The sequence below is a fragment of the Bacillus sp. FSL M8-0063 genome (assembly GCF_038005545.1).
GTDB lineage: Bacteria > Bacillota > Bacilli > Bacillales > Bacillaceae_G > Bacillus_A > Bacillus_A wiedmannii.
Map to the genome: position 1 here is coordinate 1567886 of NZ_JBBOTJ010000001.1, position 18517 is coordinate 1586402.

The following is an 18517-nucleotide window of genomic DNA, read 5'->3' on the forward strand; positions in this document are numbered from 1 at the left end:
TTAGTAAAGCGTGTATTAATTTGGAGGTGATTATATGAATAAAGAGTCACCAGAAGAAAAAAGAGAACGTGTAAGGCAAAGTGAATTGAAAAATAATCCTACCGGTTCTTTACATGATGGACTCAACAGAGCTGAAACAGGTAGTCCAGTTGATATGGCGGGTGGTATGAATTGGAAAGGTACAGCGCTAGTAATTTTAGTGCTAGTTTTAGGGTATATTATATACACTTATTTTTTTAGTTAAGAAATGCATGTTAAAGCTTCGAATTATTTGCTTTTATATTTAGTGGAGATGAAAAAACACGGTTATTGTACTACATATACTTTAAGCAGATTATAGTTGTTCATACACATTTATTTATAATACTCAAAATAGAGCTAGCATTATGCTGGTTCTATTTTTTTGCCACATTCCTGTAACAAAGCTCCTGTATATTCAGTGGTGGAGGTGCAGAAGATGAAAAAAATGATAGCAATATGTCTTCTTACAACGATGCCATTTTCGACTTTAGTCGGGTGTGATGTAAAAGGTAGCAATACTGTACAAGAGTCTAAGGTAAAGAAAGCGACCTATAAAGAGTTCACTTACGATGTAAATCCAGAGACTTTCACGTTAACTGTAGAACATGATGGTGTAAAGGAACAGGCATCACAGCCGTTACCGAAAATGAAGGTGTCGAATGTAAAAAAAGACAAGGGTCGCACATCTTGGGAATATCCAGATCAAAAAGTAAAAGTGAATCTAGAAAAGAAAAAAGATCACTTAAATATTGAAGTGGAATCGACTGGTGCAGAAAGTTTTACATGGCCGAAAGTACAAGCTGAAAATTATACACTTCCGTTATGGGAAGGAAAGCAAATTCCGAGTAATGATGAAAATTGGAAGAAGTTTTTAAAGGATGATGCATATTCATTTGCTGAATCATTTTCTATGAAGTTTTTTGCGTTAAATGGTTCGAAATATTCCATTGTATATATTGCGAACAATATGTTTAATAATGAATTGAAATTTCATTCCGATCCGAAAATAGGATTTGATTTTATACATGAATTCCCGCGTATAAATAAAAATAAAGCATATGGATTTCAATTATATGTGACAAATAATGATGCAGTCAGTATTGCTAAACTGTATAAGGATAATATTGCTCAAAAAGGTGAATTTAAAACATTACAAGAAAAAGCTAGAAAAAATAAAGAGATTGAAAAACTTTATGGTGCGGCTCATTTTTATTTTTGGAATCAAAATGGTTTGTCTGACAGTAACATAAATTGGCCGAAGATAAGAGAACAAATAAATAGTCCTGTGTTTAGTCATATAAAAGGGCTTATTCAAAAGAATAGTTCGGAGCCTGGAGAACTGAGTGTGTTTGAGCAAGTAAGTAAACAAGATTTCATTGATAAGTACCAAAAAAATGTTATTTTGCGTTATGTAAATGAAGTATTATCAATGAAGGAATTGTATAAAAAGGATATTTTCCAAAATGTTGATCAGAAGGCTAGTGAGTTATTAAACAAAGGGGTAGATCACTTATCGAAGATGGAGTTATATAACTTAAATAAGCATGTATTAAAGTCGGCGCTCGGTGATGCGGTTGAAGAAGTAAGTAAATGGGGTAAGGCAGATGGAACGGATATTATAAAGGAAATGAAAGAATCAGGAATAGACAATGCATGGATTGGGCTACCGAACTGGGAACAAGGGTATATGCAGCCTGATTTCGTGACAGAAGCTAAGAAAATAGGATATTTAGTTGGTCCGTATGATTCTTATCATTCTATTCACGAAAAAGCTGATAAAAATTGGAATACAGCTTCTTTTCAGGATTCATCGCTATATGAAGAGGCAACTGTGACGAAGAAAAATGGAGAAAAAGTGCAAGGATTTTTAGGTAGAGGGCGAAAATTAAATCCAACTTTATCTCTTAATAGTGTAAAAGAGCGAATGAACGAGATATTACAAAATGGACCTAAATATAATTCATGGTTTATTGATTGTGATGCAACAGGTGAAATTTATGATGATTATTCGGCCAAACATATAACGACACAAGAACAAGATTTAAAAGCAAGGTTGCAACGAATGGATTATATTGCGCAAGAAAAAGGTATGGTAGTTGGCTCAGAAGGCGGAAATGACTTTGCAAGTAGCACGATTGCATTTGCTCACGGCATTGAAACGCCTGTTATTAAATGGGACGATGAAGATATGAGGAAAAATAAAACAAGTCCGTATTATGTGGGCGGATATTGGTCGCCGAATCAAAATGTTCCAGAAAAATATGCAAAACAAGTACCGTTAAAAGAAGAATATAAACAAGTACATTTAAATCCAGTATATTCGGTACCGTTATATAAATTAGTATACAACGATTCTGTAATTACAACGCACCACTGGGAATGGGGAAGTTTGAAAGTAAAAGATGAGGTAGGAAACCGAATGTTATATGAGTTATTGTATAATGTGCCTCCGTTGTACCATTTAGATGAAGTAGAGTGGAATAAACATAAACAAGAAATTACGCAGCATCTAAAAGTTTGGAATGAAGTTCATGAAAAGGCAGTAAAAGAAGAAATGACGAACTTTGCATATTTGTCAGAAGATAAATTAGTCCAATCTGCCTCATATGGAAAAGATATTAAAATTATTGTGAATTTCTCAAATGAAGAGATAGAAATAGATAAGGTGAAACTAAAAGCAAAATCCGCTTTCATTTATAATCATGGGAAGAAAACAATGTATACACCGTTCGAGAAAAAATAAAATGCAATGTATTGTTGCATTGCTGATTTTTTAGGTGAAAATTGAAGGATTCGAAACGGATAAATTTATAAATCTGTAATTTCGGATGTTGCGAAGTGTTAAATATTTGAAGTTGGAAAATAGTGACTTGCCAAAAATAAGCACGAGAGTATAATGTGAAATGGAATACATATTGGATTCATCATGTAACCTTACAAAAATGTAAGGTGTTTGAAAGGAAATTCAATATGAAGAATACTAGACATACATTATACTAGGGAAAGAGAAAGAGAGGCGAATGAAGATGAGCTCTGAATTAGAACAAAATACGAGAAGTAATAAAAAACGTTCTAAAAGAAGGTCAATAAAATGGTTCATTTTAATTCCATTTTTCCTACTTATTTTTGGAGGAGTAGGATATGGATCATTAATATATAATAAAGCAAAAGCTGTTGTAAGTGATGCGTATGCACAAATTGATAAGTCATCGAAGCGTGATAAAGAAGTTGAACCTTTAAAGGATAACATTTCAATTTTAATCATGGGTGTAGATGGTAGTGAAATGCGAAAAAGTCAATATGGTGAAGCTGTTCGCACAGATGCACTTTTATTAGCAACAATTAATAAAGATGATAAATCAGTTAAATTAGTAAGTATTCCGCGTGATTCACGTGTATATATCCCATCTAGAAAGAAATTAGATAAAATTACACACGCACACGTATTTGGTGGTGTTGAAAGTACACGAGATACAGTGGAAAGATTTTTAAATGTTCCTGTTGATTATTATGTGAAGTTTAACTTTGAATCATTCGTACAAATTGTCGATTCACTTGGTGGTATTGATATTGATGTACCTGTTACTTTCACAGAGCAAGATAGTAAAGACCAAGCGGGTATGATTCATTTAGAAAAAGGCTTCCAACATTTAAATGGAGAACAAGCACTTGCACTTGCAAGAACGCGTAAAATTGATAGTGACGCAATGCGTGGACAAAGACAACAACTTGTAATAGAAGCAATTGCAAAAAAAGCGATGTCTGTGCAATCAATTAGCAAAATGAGCTCTTTACTTGATGCGGTTGATAAAAATATGAAAACGAACTTAACTTTCGATGATATGCTTGCAATTACAAAAAATATGGCAGGATCTAATTTGGAAATGGAAAAAATGCAAATAGAAGGTACGGATAAACGTATCGGAGGTATTTATTATTACATTCCAAACGAAAAAAATGTAAAAGATATTTCGAAAAAATTAAATGAGCATTTAGGTGTAACGCCAAAACCAGTTCGAAATGAATAATAAAAAAAGATTGGCTTTCGCCAATCTTTTTTTATCGGAATGGATTTGTAACTTTTCTGTAACGATTTTTTATTTTAGAAAAATTATACTCATATGTATGAGAATATTGGAGAAGCAAAAAGTAAAGAGAAATAATGAAAATCTGTAATAAGGAAAGATATCATATGCAGAAATGGATAGGCATTATGGGAATCATTTTTATGTTGACTGGATGTAAAATGTCTGAAGCTCCAACAAGTTTAATGAGTGCTCCCGCCAATGAAAAATGGATTAATGAACTAAAAGAGCAAATAGATAAAGATTTGCCTGTTAATTATCGATTGCTTACTCCAATGTCTAATAAAGATAAACAGATGATTTGGTCAATGGATTTTAAACAAGATAATAAGAAAGAAGCCATCTTATTTTATAAATTACCGAATGAAGATCATAGCGTATATTTAGCTGTCTATGAAGAAGTTGGAAATGGCTGGAAAGTAAAGTCCACGCATAGATTTGATGGTGGAGATGTAGATATCGTTGAAGTCGGTGATTTTACAGGGAACGGGAAGCGAGAGTTATTAATCGGAATTTCTGTAAGTCGTGAATCGTTAGAACATGTTATGTATGTTTTTTCGGAAGAAAATGAAGATATGAAGGAAATATATAATCGAAGTTATACGAAGTTATTCATAGAGGATTTAAATAAAAATGGACTGAAAGATATAAGCCTTGTTACGTATGAAAAAGATGAGAAGTTGACAGTTGAGTTTATGGAACAATTTAAAACTTTATCTGAAGCATCATTCGATCCATTTATAAATAGCATTCAAAGAATACAAATGGGCCGCATTTCTGAATCACTAAAGGCGATTGTAATTGACGCAGGTGTTGGCGCTCATTCAGGGATAACATATGTAGCAAAATTTGATAAGGGTCATTATGAGGTATTGCCTATAGATGGGAAAGAAGATTTGTTCAATGAATATGTTGTAGAAAGTAAAGATGTTAATGAAGACGGCATTATTGAATTTGTTCGTACAGTGCGTCCGCAAGGTTGGGAAGATAAATCACATGGTGATAGTCCGCTTTTTGAACGTTACATACAGTGGAGTGAATCTGGAATTAAACCAATTGAAGAAAGATATATCGATATAGAAAAAGGATATTATGTGAAAATTCCTGAAGAGTTAATTGGAAAAATTACGATACCAGATGAGCAAAAGGAATCAAATTCTCAAAAGTTTTTGGAGACAAGTACAAATGAACTATGGCTTGAAGTCCATATATTTAAGCGGAAAGAATGGTTCAAAATAAAAGGATACGAAGCAACAGTTAAAACAGCTTCTCACGTATATGCTGTACCGAAACAATCACATTTTGAAAAAGTGAAAGCATATGTAAAACCGCTAGCGGATTATCAACAAGAGTAGGGAGGTGGAAATTATGCCAACAATTTTAGTTTTAGAAGATGAAATGCCTATTCGTAGTTTTATCGTCTTGAATTTGAAACGTGCTGGATTTTATGTGTTAGAAGCTAGTACGGGAGAAGAGGCGTTACAGATTTTATGTGAACATACTGTTGATGTAGCATTACTTGATGTAATGTTACCAGGAATTGATGGTTTTCAAGTTTGTAAATCCATCCGGGAAGAAAATAAGAAAATAGGTATTATTATGTTAAGCGCACGCGTACAAAATGAAGATAAAGTACAAGGACTAGGAATTGGTGCAGATGATTATATCGCAAAGCCGTTTAGTCCAGTGGAACTAACTGCACGTATACAATCGTTACTAAGAAGAATAGAAGTACATGATGAAAAAGCGAATACGATCATATCTGGCCCGTTTTCGTTAAATGTTATAGAAGAAAGATTATATAAAAGTGGACAGTTAGTTGATTTAACCCCTACAGAGTATATGATATTACAGTATTTGATGAATCAGGCTTCAAAGCCGGTTTCACGTGATGAAATTTTAAATATGATTTGGGGAACGAATTATGTAGGTGAGACGAAAGTAGTAGATGTAAATATGAGGCGGTTACGCCAAAAGATAGAATGTAATCCATCAGAACCTGAATTTATTCTTACTGTGTGGGGAAAAGGATATGTGTGGAAGGAAAGTATAAGATGAAAAGAAAAGTGACTTTATATTTTATGACGGTCATTATACTTATGCTTGTATTATTTGAAGTCGTATTTTCAGTCTCCATTTATCGATATTATTATAATGGTATTGCGCAATATATAGAATCTCATGCGAAGACAAGTACACGATTTTTCTCTGAATACAATTCCCTATACTTTATTCGTTTGCAAGAATACAGCGGGGATATAATTGAGAGCTTTCAGTTAGAAGGAACTGAATTACAATTAATTGATCGACATGGTACGATTATACAATCGTCAAGTGGACAAAAGGTAGAAGGTAAAGTAGTTATTCCGTATTCGTTACTAGAAGGAGAAATGTATCATCAAGTGACTGCTACGAAAGAAAATGTGAAACAATTAGAAGTGATTAGTCCACTTATTCATCAAGGACAAACGATAGGTGTTTTGAAATATACGACTGTTTTAACGAGTGTAAATGCAAAGATTATTGAAATTATTATGTTTACTATTTCAGTTGGAATTGTCATTTCTGGTATCGTATTCTTAATCAGTAGACGATTAGCGAATTCGTTTGTTAAACCTATCGAATCTATTATTCATGCTTCTTCACAAATTGCAGAAGGTACATTAAAGAAGAAAATTAAAGAAGATTATCCAGGTGAATTAGGTGAGTTAGCATATAGTTTAAATCATATGTCTAATAAAATAGAAAAAGCGGAACAGATGAAAAATGAATTCATTGCTTCTATTTCTCATGAAATACGAACGCCTTTAACTGGAATTAAAGGTTGGAGTGAGACGTTAAAAACGGTAGATCATTTAACAGAAGAAGAGATAAAGCAAGGCATGGGAATTATTTCAGGTGAGACAGACCGATTGATTCATTTAGTAGAAGAATTGCTAGATTTTTCAAGATTACAATCAAATCATTTTAATTTATATAAACAAAATGTACAAATGTACGATATACTAGAGGAGACGATTTGGCAATTAACTCCTAACGCTGAAGAGAAACAAATTCAATTTATTAATACGATAGAAAGAATTGAATTGATGGGAGATCGAAATAGGCTAAAGCAAATTTTCTTGAATATCGTTCAAAATGCTATTAAATATTCACATGAAAAAGGTACAATTCATATTGAAGCGACTAAAAATGAAGGACAAGCAGTGATCAAGGTGAAAGACGAAGGGATTGGAATTGCTAAAGAGCATTTACCGTATATAGAACAGTCATTTTACCAGATTAATAACAATGCTACAGGTGCAGGTCTCGGTTTAGCCATCGTTAAAAAAATGATAGAGCTTCATGGAGGCACACTTAATTTTATAAGTAAAGAAGGAATAGGAACAACCATTTTGATAAAACTCCCACTATAATACATATATAGGTCTGTTTATATAGTGTAATAAAATAAATAGATGTATAATTATATTGGGTGATTTATATATAAGATTAATAGGGAGAGGAATTCGATAGAATGGAAAAAGCTTTTAAAATTAAACGAGTAGTAGTCGTTTTAATAGCGATTGCAGCAGTAGCTATTGGGTATTTCATGTTTCAATCCATTACTTCACCAGCAAAGGCTGTTGCAAAACAAGAAAACGTAGTACAGCTTGCAAGTGAACAACCGAAAGTAGAAATGAATAAAACGGCACCAAGTCGTTTTAATGGAAAAGAAAGAAAAGTTGCTTATCTTACATTTGATGATGGCCCAGGGAAATATACGGCTGAATTGTTAAATATGTTAAAACAGCATGATGCGAAGGCGACGTTCTTTTTAATTGGAGCGAATGTAAAAGAATTTCCGGATTTAGTGAAACGTGAAAATGCAGAGGGTCATTATGTAGGTATGCATAGTATGACACATAATTTTGCGAAGTTATATAAAAATGGCGAGTATGTAAATGAAATGAAAGAAAATCAAAGCTTAATCGCAAATATTATTGGAAAATCACCTAAATTAACACGTCCACCATACGGTTCGAAGCCTGGATTAAATGAAGGTCTTCGAAATAAAGTGGTAGAGGGCGGTTTTAAAGTATGGGATTGGACAATTGATTCATTAGATTGGAAATATAACAAAATGCAAGTTGATGCAGCGGCAGCACAAATTGCTCAAAACGTATTAACAAATGCAACAAAACCACAGGAAGTTATTTTAATGCATGACATTCACCCACAATCAGTTGCTGCTGTGCCAGCAATTTTAAAAGGGTTAAAAGAAAAGGGTTATGAGTTTGAAGCTTATCATGAAGAGAGTCACTTTCCAGTGAATCTTTGGCATGATAACCGTATGTAATGGAGGAATGAACGTTGAAGTATGGAAAAGTAGCAGTAGTTGGAGCACTATCAGTAGGACTATTAACAGGTTGTTTCGGTGAAAAACCAGAAGAAAATCTATACACAGCTTTTGAAACAGCAGCGACACAAGAAAAATCATTAGTTGATGAAGCGAAGAAATTAGAGAAATTAGAGAATGAAGGTCAAGAGCTATATTCTCAAATTTTACAAGAAGGTAAAGATCATAATGACGCTGTTATGAAGAAAATAGAGCAAGCTACTGCAAATGTAGATGACCGTGAAAAAGTATTGAAAAATGAGAAAGAAATGCTAGAAAAAGCTCAGAAAGAAACAAAATCTGTTCAAGGAAATATAGAGAAGCTTGAAGATAAGAAGTTACAAAAACAAGCGAAAGCGGTAGAAGAGTCGTATAAAAAACGTTATGATGCATTCCAAAAGATGAATGAAAATTATACGAAGGCGTTAGCGACTGAAAAAGAACTGTATGAAAAATTAAAAGTAAAAGAAACGAAATTAAAAGAGATTGGTGAAAAAGTTAAGGCTGTTAATGAATTAACTGTGGAAGCACAAAAATCAAAAGAGCAATTTAACAATTTTACAAAAGAGTATAATGACAGTAAATTAGCATTCTACAAAGATGCAGAGATTAAGATTAAAGATCAGAAATAAAGAAGAATCTTAAGCATAATAAAAAGCCGGAGAAACATCGTTACAAATGTTTTTTCGGTTTTTTACGTTGAATGAATAGAAAAGACTGGAATTGATATCATAAAAGAGTTATAGTGAATTATTCCAAGGGAAATATTGTAAAGTAAGGAGAATGGAAATATGTCATATGAATTTTTACTCAAATTAGGTTTAGCACTCTTTTTAGGATTATTCATCGGGATAGATAGGCAGCTAAAGAATAAACCGCTTGGTGTGAAAACAAGTATGGTTATTTCTGTAGCAAGTTGTTTAATTACGATGGTTTCAATTGAAGCCGTACATGTATATTCTGTTCCAGGGCATACAAATATGGATCCAATGCGTCTAGCTGCTCAAATTGTGAGTGGGATTGGTTTTCTTGGGGCAGGTGTTATTTTACGAAGAAGTAATGATGTTATTTCTGGATTAACGACAGCTTCTATGGTGTGGGCTGCTTCAGCTTTAGGTATAGCAATTGGGGCAGGCTTTTATTTACAAGCGACGGTTGCTATGATTTTAATTATTTTAGCAATTAACGTACTTCCACAACTTGTGAAAATTGCAGGTCCGTATTCATTAAGACAAAAAGATTTATCTATAAAAATTACTGTAAAAGAGCATCATGAGTTAGATGGTATATTTAAGCAAATTAAAAATTTAGGTATGCATGTGAAACGCGTAAAAATTAAAGATATAGATAGTGGAGCATTTCAGCAACTGGAAATGGTTATTTTAGCTCCAGAAGATTTATATACAACAGAGTTATATAGTTCCCTGAAAGAGATTGATCGTGTTGTTTCAGTTGAAGTGGAAAGTAGATAATTATGATAAAAAAGAGTGAAGTGCATTCGCTCTTTTTTATTTGGATTTTTAAGGAAAAAAATTGATATAATGATGAATAACAAGGGGGGAGAAATGATGGAAATACATATTAGAAGAGCGATAAAAGATGATATACGAGGTATAGCAAAGGTGCATGTTGATAGCTGGAAAACAACGTATAAAGGGATATTTGCTGACGAATTTTTAGAAAATATAACATATGAGCAACGAGAAAAACAATGGGAAAACATTTTTCAACAAGAAGATACATACCAATATAGATTTGTAGCAGAGACGTCAGATGAAACAATAATCGGATTCATTGACGGGGGAGTGGAAAGAAGTGGTGCATATAATTGTGATGGGGAATTATATGCGATCTACCTTTTACAAGAGTATCAAGGAATGAAAATAGGACAAAAGTTATTTCAATCTCTATTATCAGAATGTATAAATAATGATATGCAATCACTTTTAGTATGGGTTGTTACGAATAATCCTTCTAAAAATTTTTATGAAAAATTTAATCCAGAAAAAATTGATACAAAATTTTTAGAGCGAGTACAGGTAGAAGAGACAGCCTATTGTTGGAGAGATATAAATAATATTATTATGTAAACTTATTCTTTGAAAGAGGTATGCCAATTAAGGTATATCTCTTTTGTTTAACTATTTTGGATGGATTACTAATGAAAAATAGTAAGTATGTAGTTTGAAATTGAGTATTTTTTTCGTGAATTTTTAACTAGATTAAAGAAAAGAGAGAAAACAAGAAAAATTAAATTAGATAAAAAAATTCTGAAATATACTATTGAATTGAATATCGTTATCAATTAGAATCATAATTGATAACGATATTCAATTGTTGTTTATTATATAAAATTTCGATAGCTTTAATATAAAGAGGAGGACCAATATGCAGCATGCGAAACAAATCGCAGAACATGCAACATTACAAAGTTTTTTAAACTGTTATTTAAGAGAAACAGGGAGTGGAGAATGGATTACAGAGGATGAAAAAATGAAAAGTATCTTCAGTAATACGTTGAATAGAGATATAGTCCCCACATATTTATATTGTCGGCTATCGGCACAACACATTACTTTGTATGGAGAAGTTATATATAAATCAGCAACAGATCGCCATTTGTTTGGAGAACAATTTTATTATCAAATGGGAGAAAATAAGAATGTTATAAAAGCAGATTATGTTACAGTTATTACGTTCTTAATAAAAGAGATGTCTATCAACTACGGAGAAGGGACGAATCCTGCTGAACTTATGCTTCGAGTTATCCGTAGTTGTCAAAATATTGAAGAATTTACAAGGGAGAGAATAGAAGATACATCTGCATTATACGGTTTCCATACATCCTTTATAGAAGCGGAGCAATCTTTATTATTTGGACATTTAACGCATCCAACTCCAAAGAGTAGACAAGGTATTTTGGAATGGAAAAGTGCCATGTATTCTCCAGAATTAAAAGGAGAATGTCAGCTTCATTATTTTAGGGCACATAAAAGTATAGTAAATGAAAAATCATTATTGTTAGATTCTACAACAATAATTCTAAAAGAAGAGTTACGTAATGATGAGATGGTTAGTAAAGAATTTATATCGAAGTATTGTAATGAAGATGAATATTCATTACTTCCAATTCATCCGCTTCAGGCAGAATGGCTATTACACCAATCATACGTACAGGATTGGATAGATCAAGGAGTACTTGAATATATCGGTCCTGTCGGTAAGTATTATATGGCAACATCATCACTTAGGACGTTATATCATCCCCAATCAAAATATATGCTTAAGTTTTCATTTCCAGTAAAAGTAACAAATTCAATGCGTATTAATAAATTGAAGGAACTAGAGAGTGGTCTTGAAGGAAAGGAAATGCTAAATACAGCAATTGGTGAAGTGTTAGAGAAATTTCCAGGTTTTGATTTTATTTGTGATCCAGCATTTATTACATTAAATTACGGGGCAAAAGAATCTGGATTTGAAGTAATTATACGAGAGAATCCTTTTTATGGTGAACATGCAAATGACGCTACTTTAATTGCTGGATTAGTGCAAGATGCTATACCTGGGGAACGTACTCGTTTATCGAATATTATTCATCGACTAGCAGATTTAGAAGGTAGAAGCTGTGAAGAAGTAAGTTTAGATTGGTTTAGACGATATATGAATATTTCTTTAAAGCCGATGGTATGGATGTACTTACGTTATGGTGTTGCATTAGAAGCGCATCAGCAAAATAGCGTTGTTCAGCTAAAGAATGGTTATCCGGTCAAATATTATTTCCGTGATAATCAAGGGTTTTATTTCTGTAATTCAATGAAAGAGATGCTTAATAATGAGTTGGCTGGCATTGGAGAGCATACTGGAAATTTATATGACGATTATATTGTAGATGAGAGATTTCGTTACTACTTAATTTTCAATCATATGTTTGGTCTCATTAACGGTTTTGGCACAGCAGGATTAATTAAGGAGGAAATTCTTCTCTCTGAATTAAGGTCTGTACTTGAATCGTTCCTTCCGTATAACCGTGAACCTTCTACCTTTTTAAGAGAATTGTTAGAAGAGCATAAGTTGGCATGTAAAGCAAATTTATTAACGAGATTTTTCGATGTCGATGAGTTAAGTAATCCTTTAGAACAAGCAATTTACGTACAGGTACAGAATCCGCTTGTTAGAGAAGTGGCTGTACGTTCATAAATAACGTTAAAATTTCACGTAATACAAATAATGGTATTTTTTCGTAAGGCGGGGGAGTTATGAGAGTGGACATGTATCATACGAGAATATTGAAAGCGCTTGAATCAGAAGATTACATTTCAGTACGAAGAAGAGTGTTACGTCAATTAGTAGAGTCGTTAATTTATGAGGGAATTATTACGCCAATTCGCATAGAAAACGAAGAACAAATTCTTTTTCTTATACAAGGACTTGATGAGGACAACAAAAGTGTCACGTACGAATGTTACGGAAGAGAACGAATGACATTTGGACGTATCTCTATAGATTCATTAGTAATAAGAGTTCAAGAAGAAAAACAAGAAATACAATCAGTTTCGCAATTTTTGGAAGAAGTTTTTCGGATTGTTAACGTGGAAAAAACGAAATTAGATTCTTTTATTCATGAATTAGAACAAACGATATTTAAAGATACAATTGCACAATATGAAAGACATAATAAGGTGAAATATACTCAAAAATCGTACGATGACTTTGAAAGCCATTTAATAGACGGTCATCCATATCATCCTAGCTATAAAGCGCGCATTGGATTTCAATATCGTGACAATTTTCAATATGGATATGAATTTATGAGATCAATAAAAATTATATGGATTGCAGCGCATAAGAAATATGCGGCTGTAGGTAATGAAAATGAAGTGATTTATGACAATATTTTAAAAGGTGAGATAGGCGAGCATACATTAGAAGCGTATATGGAACAAATTCACAGTGCGGGATGCGATTCAAAGCAGTACGTGTTTATACCTGTTCATCCTTGGCAGTGGGAGAATTTCATCATTCCCAATTACGCTGATCATTTACAGGATAAAAATATTATTTATTTAGGAAAATCAGAGGATGATTATTGCGCGCAACAATCGATGAGGACGTTAAGAAATGTTACGAATCCAAAGAGACCATATGTGAAGTTATCGCTGAACATACTTAACACTTCAACACTCCGTACGCTGAAACCATATTCAGTTGTGAGTGCACCAGCTATATCGAATTGGTTAAGCGATGTCGTAAGTCAGGATTCTTATTTAAGGGATAAATCGCGCATTATTTTTCTAAAGGAATTTTCGAGTGTAACGTATGATACGAATAAGAAAGCCACATATGGTTCATTAGGATGCATTTGGCGTGAAAGCGTTCATAAATATTTAAATGAGAAAGAGGATGCGGTTCCCTTTAACGGCTTATATGCAAAAGAGAAAGACGGGACACCAGTTATTGATGCATGGTTAAACAAATATGGGATAGAAAATTGGCTACGATTACTGATTCAAAAAGCGATCATACCAGTTATACATCTTGTTGTAGAGCATGGAATCGCATTAGAATCACACGGACAAAATATGATTTTAGTTCATAAAGAAGGGCTACCTGTCCGTATTGCATTAAAGGATTTCCATGAAGGACTTGAGTTTTATCGTCCATTCTTAAAAGAAATGAATAAATGTCCAGACTTTACTAAAATGCATAAAACGTATGCGGATGGAAAAATGAATGATTTCTTTGAAATGGATCGTATTGAATGTTTACAAGAGATGGTATTAGATGCACTGTTCTTATTTAATGTAGGAGAATTAGCTTTCGTACTTGCAGACGAATATGATTGGAAAGAAGAAAGTTTTTGGATAATAGTTGTCGAAGAAATTGAAAATCATTTTAGAAAATATCCACACTTGAAAGATAGATTTGAAAGTATTCAGCTATACACTCCTACATTCTATGCTGAGCAATTAACGAAGCGTCGATTATATATGGATGTGGAATCGCTTGTTCATGAAGTTCCAAATCCATTGTATAGAGCAAGACAACTTATGAAACAAAAATCAGTTGTTACAGGGGGAAATTATGCTAATCGTTAATAAACAAGAGTATAGCAAAAGTGATTTTGATTTGAGATTACAAGTTTATGAGGAAATGGAACAATTTAAAGAAGCAGAAGGAAATAGATTTGCGCTTTGTCTGAAAGATCCATTCGATATTATTACGCTTGTTTTTTTCTTAAAAGAAAAGAAATTATCAGTATTGCTTATACATGAAGATACGCCAAAAGAAACGGCTATTGAAATGGCAAAGCGTGCAAATTGTATCGGGATATTATATGGAGAATATGGCGATTTTACGAAATTAGAAGTAGTGAACGCTTTACTCGAAGAGCCTTCTTTATTGCAATATAGTTCTGGAACTACCGGAGAACCAAAACTGATTCGTAGAGCATGGGCGGAAGTGGATACAGAAATTACGGCTTATAATGAAGCTTTAAACTGTGAAGTAGATGAAGTGCCGATTGTTATGGCTCCTGTTTCACATTCATACGGACTAATATGTGGTACGTTATCTGCAATTACGCGGGGAAGCAAACCTATCATCATTACAAATAAAAACCCTAAATTCGCCTTAAATATAGTTCGCAATACAGAAAAACATATCATATATGCAGTACCACTTATGTTACATATTATGGGGAGTTTCCCGCAAGGAACGTTTCAGTTTCATAAAATTATGACATCCGGAGCGCCTTTGCCAGAAGCATTGTTTTATAAACTAAAAGAAACGACAACATATATGATGCAGCAATACGGTTGTTCTGAAGCAGGTTGTATTAGTATATGTCATGATATGAAAAGCCATTTAGATTTAGGAAATCCACTACCTCATGCGAGTATAAGCATAGGTTCAGATGAAAATATGCCTGAAGAAATCGTAGTGAAAATGAACGATAAGGAAATTTTCACGAAAGATTTGGGGTATAAATCTGAGCGCGGCCTTCATTTTATGGGGCGCATGGATGATGTGATTAACGTTTCAGGATTAAAAGTCTTTCCTATAGAGGTAGAAGAAACGATGCTTCGACTAGAAGGTGTTAAAGAGGCAATTGTATATCGAGGGAAACATCCTGTGATGGGCGAAATAGTTAAAGCGAAAGTAATCTCTCATATTGATCCGGTTCGAATAAGAGAATGGTGTATACAGCATTTACCAGCTTATAAAGTTCCACATGAGATTGAAAGTGTAACTGAAATTCCGAAAAATAAAACTGGAAAAGTAAGTAGAAAGTTACTAGAGATGGGAGAGGTTACAACATGAGACGTGAAACATTAAAAAATGAAGTATTGAAAATTATGAAAGAAAAAATGGAACTAAAAAATGTAACGCATTTAGAAGAAACGATGCGTTTAAACCAAGATTTATATATAGATTCGGTAATGATGTTACAACTCATAGTTTACATAGAAATGGATGTAAAGCTATGCGTTCCAGAGGATGAGGTAGATCCAAAGGCATTTCTTACTGTAGGATCTTTACTTGATTTTATGGAGGAGCTACAGCTGGTATAAGAAGTAAATGTGAATAATTAACCTTTAGGAAAGTGGATGAGAATATGACTTCAATTAAAGTTCACTGTTTAGTGAGTTGTTTTTGTGAAATTATAAAAAGGCGTAGCGATATAGATTTCCGTCCATTTTATTTTGGATTATGGGACGGCGATTTTGATATAACAGAAGGCGGAATTATTTCGTATCACTCTGAAAACATTAACCATGATAATTACTTACTATGGTATGAAAAATTGTATGGTATGAAAGTGAACGAATGGTATGATCATGCAAAAGATAAAGATAGCAATGTAGAGACGTTTTTACAATTAGTAGAAAACAAGCCAGAAAATCGCTATGTCATTGTAATGGTTGATATGTCTCTATTGCCAGAGAGGGAAAATAAATTCCATCAAAAACCGTTTCCGCATTATTTAATGATATCGAAGACAGAGAAAGAAGAAGAATGGTTCATGCTAGACCCTGATTTTCGTTGGGAAGGGAATATGGAAAGAGAAAAAGTGCTTTACTCTGTTCAAGATAACCCATTTGGTGGAGGGTATTTCATTGATGTAGAAGAAATTCAGGAGCCAACAGAAGAAATGGTAGCGAGTTATTTCATAGAAACTTTCAAAAGAAATGACAATGAACTGACTATGGAGCTGAAAAATTTAATTATAAAAATGGCAAATGAAGAAGATGGGTATTCGCTTTCTGGTCTTGTAGCGGCAGTCAAACAAATACCAGTACTTGCGATTCGTAAATATAGTTATGAACATGCCTTTGCATACTTCCGTGAAACGTTGCAATATTCGGAGCAAGAGTTTGATTATTGGTGTGATCGGGTAGAGGATATTGTACAAGGATTTACAAATGTACAGTATCGAGCAATTAAAATGGCAATGACGAATAATAAAGGTATGTTATTATCAATTGTTGAAAAGTTGGATGAAATGAATGCAATTGAACTGCAAATTAAGGCTGAATTAGAGAGACAGTTTTTATCATGGAAAGAAATGAAAACAAACCAGTCTGTCTTAGCATTTTAAAAACCTAACTGAATTTAAGATAAGGGAGTTCAAACCTATGAAATATTCATTATGTACTATTTCCTTTCGTCATCAATTAATTTCATTTACTGATATTGTTCAATTTGCATATGAAAACGGTTTTGAAGGAATTGAATTGTGGGGGACTCATGCACAAAATTTGTATATGCAAGAGTATGAAACGACAGAACGAGAATTGAATTGTTTAAAGGATAAAAACTTGGGAATTACGATGATAAGTGATTACTTAGACATATCACTATCGGCAGATTTTGAAAAAACGATAGAGAAATGTGAACAACTTGCAATATTAGCTAATTGGTTTAAAACGAACAAAATTCGTACGTTTGCTGGACAAAAAGGTAGCGAAGATTTCTCGGAACAGGAGAGAAAAGAGTATGTGAATCGTATTCGCATCATTTGTGAAGTATTTGCTCAGCATAATATGTATGTACTTTTAGAAACACATCCAAATACGTTAACGGATACGCTGCCTTCTACTTTGGAATTATTAGGAGAAGTAGATCATCCGAATTTGAAAATAAACCTTGATTTTCTTCATATATGGGAGTCTGGTGCAGATCCAATAGACAGCTTCCATCGACTAAAGCCGTGGATACAACATTACCATTTTAAGAATATATCGTCAGCAGATTATTTGCATGTGTTTGAACCACATAATGTATATGCAGCAGCGGGAAGTCGAATTGGTATGGTTCCATTATTTGAAGGTGTGGTAAATTATGATGAGATTATTCAGGAAGTGAGAGATACTGACCATTTTGCTTCACTCGAATGGTTTGGACATCATGCGAAAGATATATTAAAAGAAGAAATGAAAGTATTAACAAATAGAAATTTAGAAGTAGTAACTTCTTAATATAAAATGATGTAAGAGTCTCTCATTGTAGAGACTCTTTTTTAAAAAATATAAATAACCAAAAATTACCATGTATTTAAATTAAAATTTAACACAATTTATATATAAATAAGGAGGTGATTGGTAATGGCTAGAAATCGTAATTCTAATCAATTAGCATCACATGGAGCACAAGCAGCTTTAGATCAAATGAAATATGAAATTGCACAAGAATTTGGTGTACAACTTGGAGCTGACACTTCTTCACGTGCAAACGGTTCTGTAGGCGGTGAAATTACAAAACGTCTAGTAGCGATGGCAGAACAACAACTTGGTGGCGGATATACTCGCTAATTGTAGAAGGTTATAGGAGAAAGGAAGGATTCTTCCTTTCTTTTTTTTCAATTAATTGGTATGAATATATTGCGAACTGAATTCAAAGAATAGGAATAATACTATATTTTCCCCAATTTCTTTTGTTGTAAATGGGAAGTAGTAAAGATGTAATAGCCCTGGTGGAATGAAAAATTACGTTCCAGCAGGGCTATTATATGGTCAGAAATATACGATGAAAG

Annotated in this window: 17 protein-coding genes; all 17 read left to right on the top strand. The window is 33.2% G+C overall.

The window, feature by feature from the left end:
- Nucleotides 1–34: 34 nt before the first annotated feature.
- Nucleotides 35–244 (top strand): DUF6366 family protein, encoded by a 210-nt coding sequence (locus MKX31_RS07900; protein WP_064474235.1) that lies wholly within the window; start codon nt 35–37, stop codon nt 242–244.
- Nucleotides 245–457: 213 nt separating this feature from the next.
- Nucleotides 458–2764, top strand: a complete 2307-nt coding sequence (locus MKX31_RS07905; protein WP_149173264.1) for a glycoside hydrolase — start codon at nt 458–460, stop codon at nt 2762–2764.
- A gap of 283 nt (nt 2765–3047) precedes the next feature.
- Nucleotides 3048–4049: an LCP family protein gene (locus MKX31_RS07910; protein WP_340980511.1), complete on the top strand. Its 1002-nt coding sequence runs from the start codon at nt 3048–3050 to the stop codon at nt 4047–4049.
- Between the two features lie 164 nt (nt 4050–4213).
- Nucleotides 4214–5461, top strand: a complete 1248-nt coding sequence (locus MKX31_RS07915; protein ID WP_064474233.1) for a hypothetical protein — start codon at nt 4214–4216, stop codon at nt 5459–5461.
- A 13-nt stretch (nt 5462–5474) separates the two neighbouring features.
- Nucleotides 5475–6164 (top strand): response regulator transcription factor, encoded by a 690-nt coding sequence (locus MKX31_RS07920; RefSeq protein WP_064474232.1) that lies wholly within the window; start codon nt 5475–5477, stop codon nt 6162–6164.
- Nucleotides 6161–7522, top strand: coding sequence for a sensor histidine kinase (locus tag MKX31_RS07925; RefSeq protein ID WP_064474231.1), 1362 nt, complete (start codon nt 6161–6163; stop codon nt 7520–7522). The genes MKX31_RS07920 and MKX31_RS07925 overlap by 4 nt, the downstream gene beginning before the upstream one ends.
- A 101-nt stretch (nt 7523–7623) precedes the next feature.
- Nucleotides 7624–8445 (top strand): peptidoglycan-N-acetylglucosamine deacetylase, encoded by an 822-nt coding sequence (locus MKX31_RS07930; RefSeq protein ID WP_064474230.1) that lies wholly within the window; start codon nt 7624–7626, stop codon nt 8443–8445.
- A 14-nt stretch (nt 8446–8459) separates the two neighbouring features.
- Nucleotides 8460–9116, top strand: a complete 657-nt coding sequence (locus MKX31_RS07935; protein ID WP_064474229.1) for a YkyA family protein — start codon at nt 8460–8462, stop codon at nt 9114–9116.
- Nucleotides 9117–9275: 159 nt separating this feature from the next.
- Nucleotides 9276–9956 carry an MgtC/SapB family protein gene (locus MKX31_RS07940; protein ID WP_000119503.1) on the top strand — a complete coding sequence of 227 codons (681 nt, stop codon included), beginning with the start codon at nt 9276–9278 and terminating at the stop codon, nt 9954–9956.
- Nucleotides 9957–10052: 96 nt separating this feature from the next.
- A complete protein-coding gene (locus tag MKX31_RS07945) occupies nt 10053–10574 on the top strand; it encodes a GNAT family N-acetyltransferase (protein WP_000402429.1) in 522 nt (173 codons plus the stop codon).
- A 298-nt stretch (nt 10575–10872) separates the two neighbouring features.
- A complete protein-coding gene (locus MKX31_RS07950; protein WP_064474228.1) occupies nt 10873–12681 on the top strand; it encodes an IucA/IucC family protein in 1809 nt (602 codons plus the stop codon).
- A gap of 59 nt (nt 12682–12740) precedes the next feature.
- The gene (locus MKX31_RS07955) at nt 12741–14579 is read left to right on the top strand and encodes an IucA/IucC family protein (RefSeq protein ID WP_149173266.1); all 1839 of its coding nucleotides are present in this window, start codon (nt 12741–12743) and stop codon (nt 14577–14579) included.
- Entirely contained in the window at nt 14566–15804 is a 1239-nt protein-coding gene (asbC, locus tag MKX31_RS07960) for a 3,4-dihydroxybenzoic acid-AMP ligase AsbC (protein WP_064474226.1), read from the top strand. Before MKX31_RS07955 ends, asbC begins: the two co-directional genes overlap by 14 nt.
- Nucleotides 15801–16055: a petrobactin biosynthesis protein AsbD gene (asbD, locus tag MKX31_RS07965; protein ID WP_064474225.1), complete on the top strand. Its 255-nt coding sequence runs from the start codon at nt 15801–15803 to the stop codon at nt 16053–16055. Before asbC ends, asbD begins: the two co-directional genes overlap by 4 nt.
- A gap of 44 nt (nt 16056–16099) precedes the next feature.
- Nucleotides 16100–17083 (top strand): petrobactin biosynthesis protein AsbE, encoded by a 984-nt coding sequence (asbE, locus tag MKX31_RS07970; RefSeq protein ID WP_064474224.1) that lies wholly within the window; start codon nt 16100–16102, stop codon nt 17081–17083.
- 37 nt (nt 17084–17120) lie between these two features.
- The gene (locus MKX31_RS07975; protein ID WP_064474223.1) at nt 17121–17963 is read left to right on the top strand and encodes a sugar phosphate isomerase/epimerase family protein; all 843 of its coding nucleotides are present in this window, start codon (nt 17121–17123) and stop codon (nt 17961–17963) included.
- 126 nt (nt 17964–18089) lie between these two features.
- Entirely contained in the window at nt 18090–18296 is a 207-nt protein-coding gene (locus tag MKX31_RS07980) for an alpha/beta-type small acid-soluble spore protein (protein WP_000113545.1), read from the top strand.
- Nucleotides 18297–18517 lie beyond the last annotated feature (221 nt).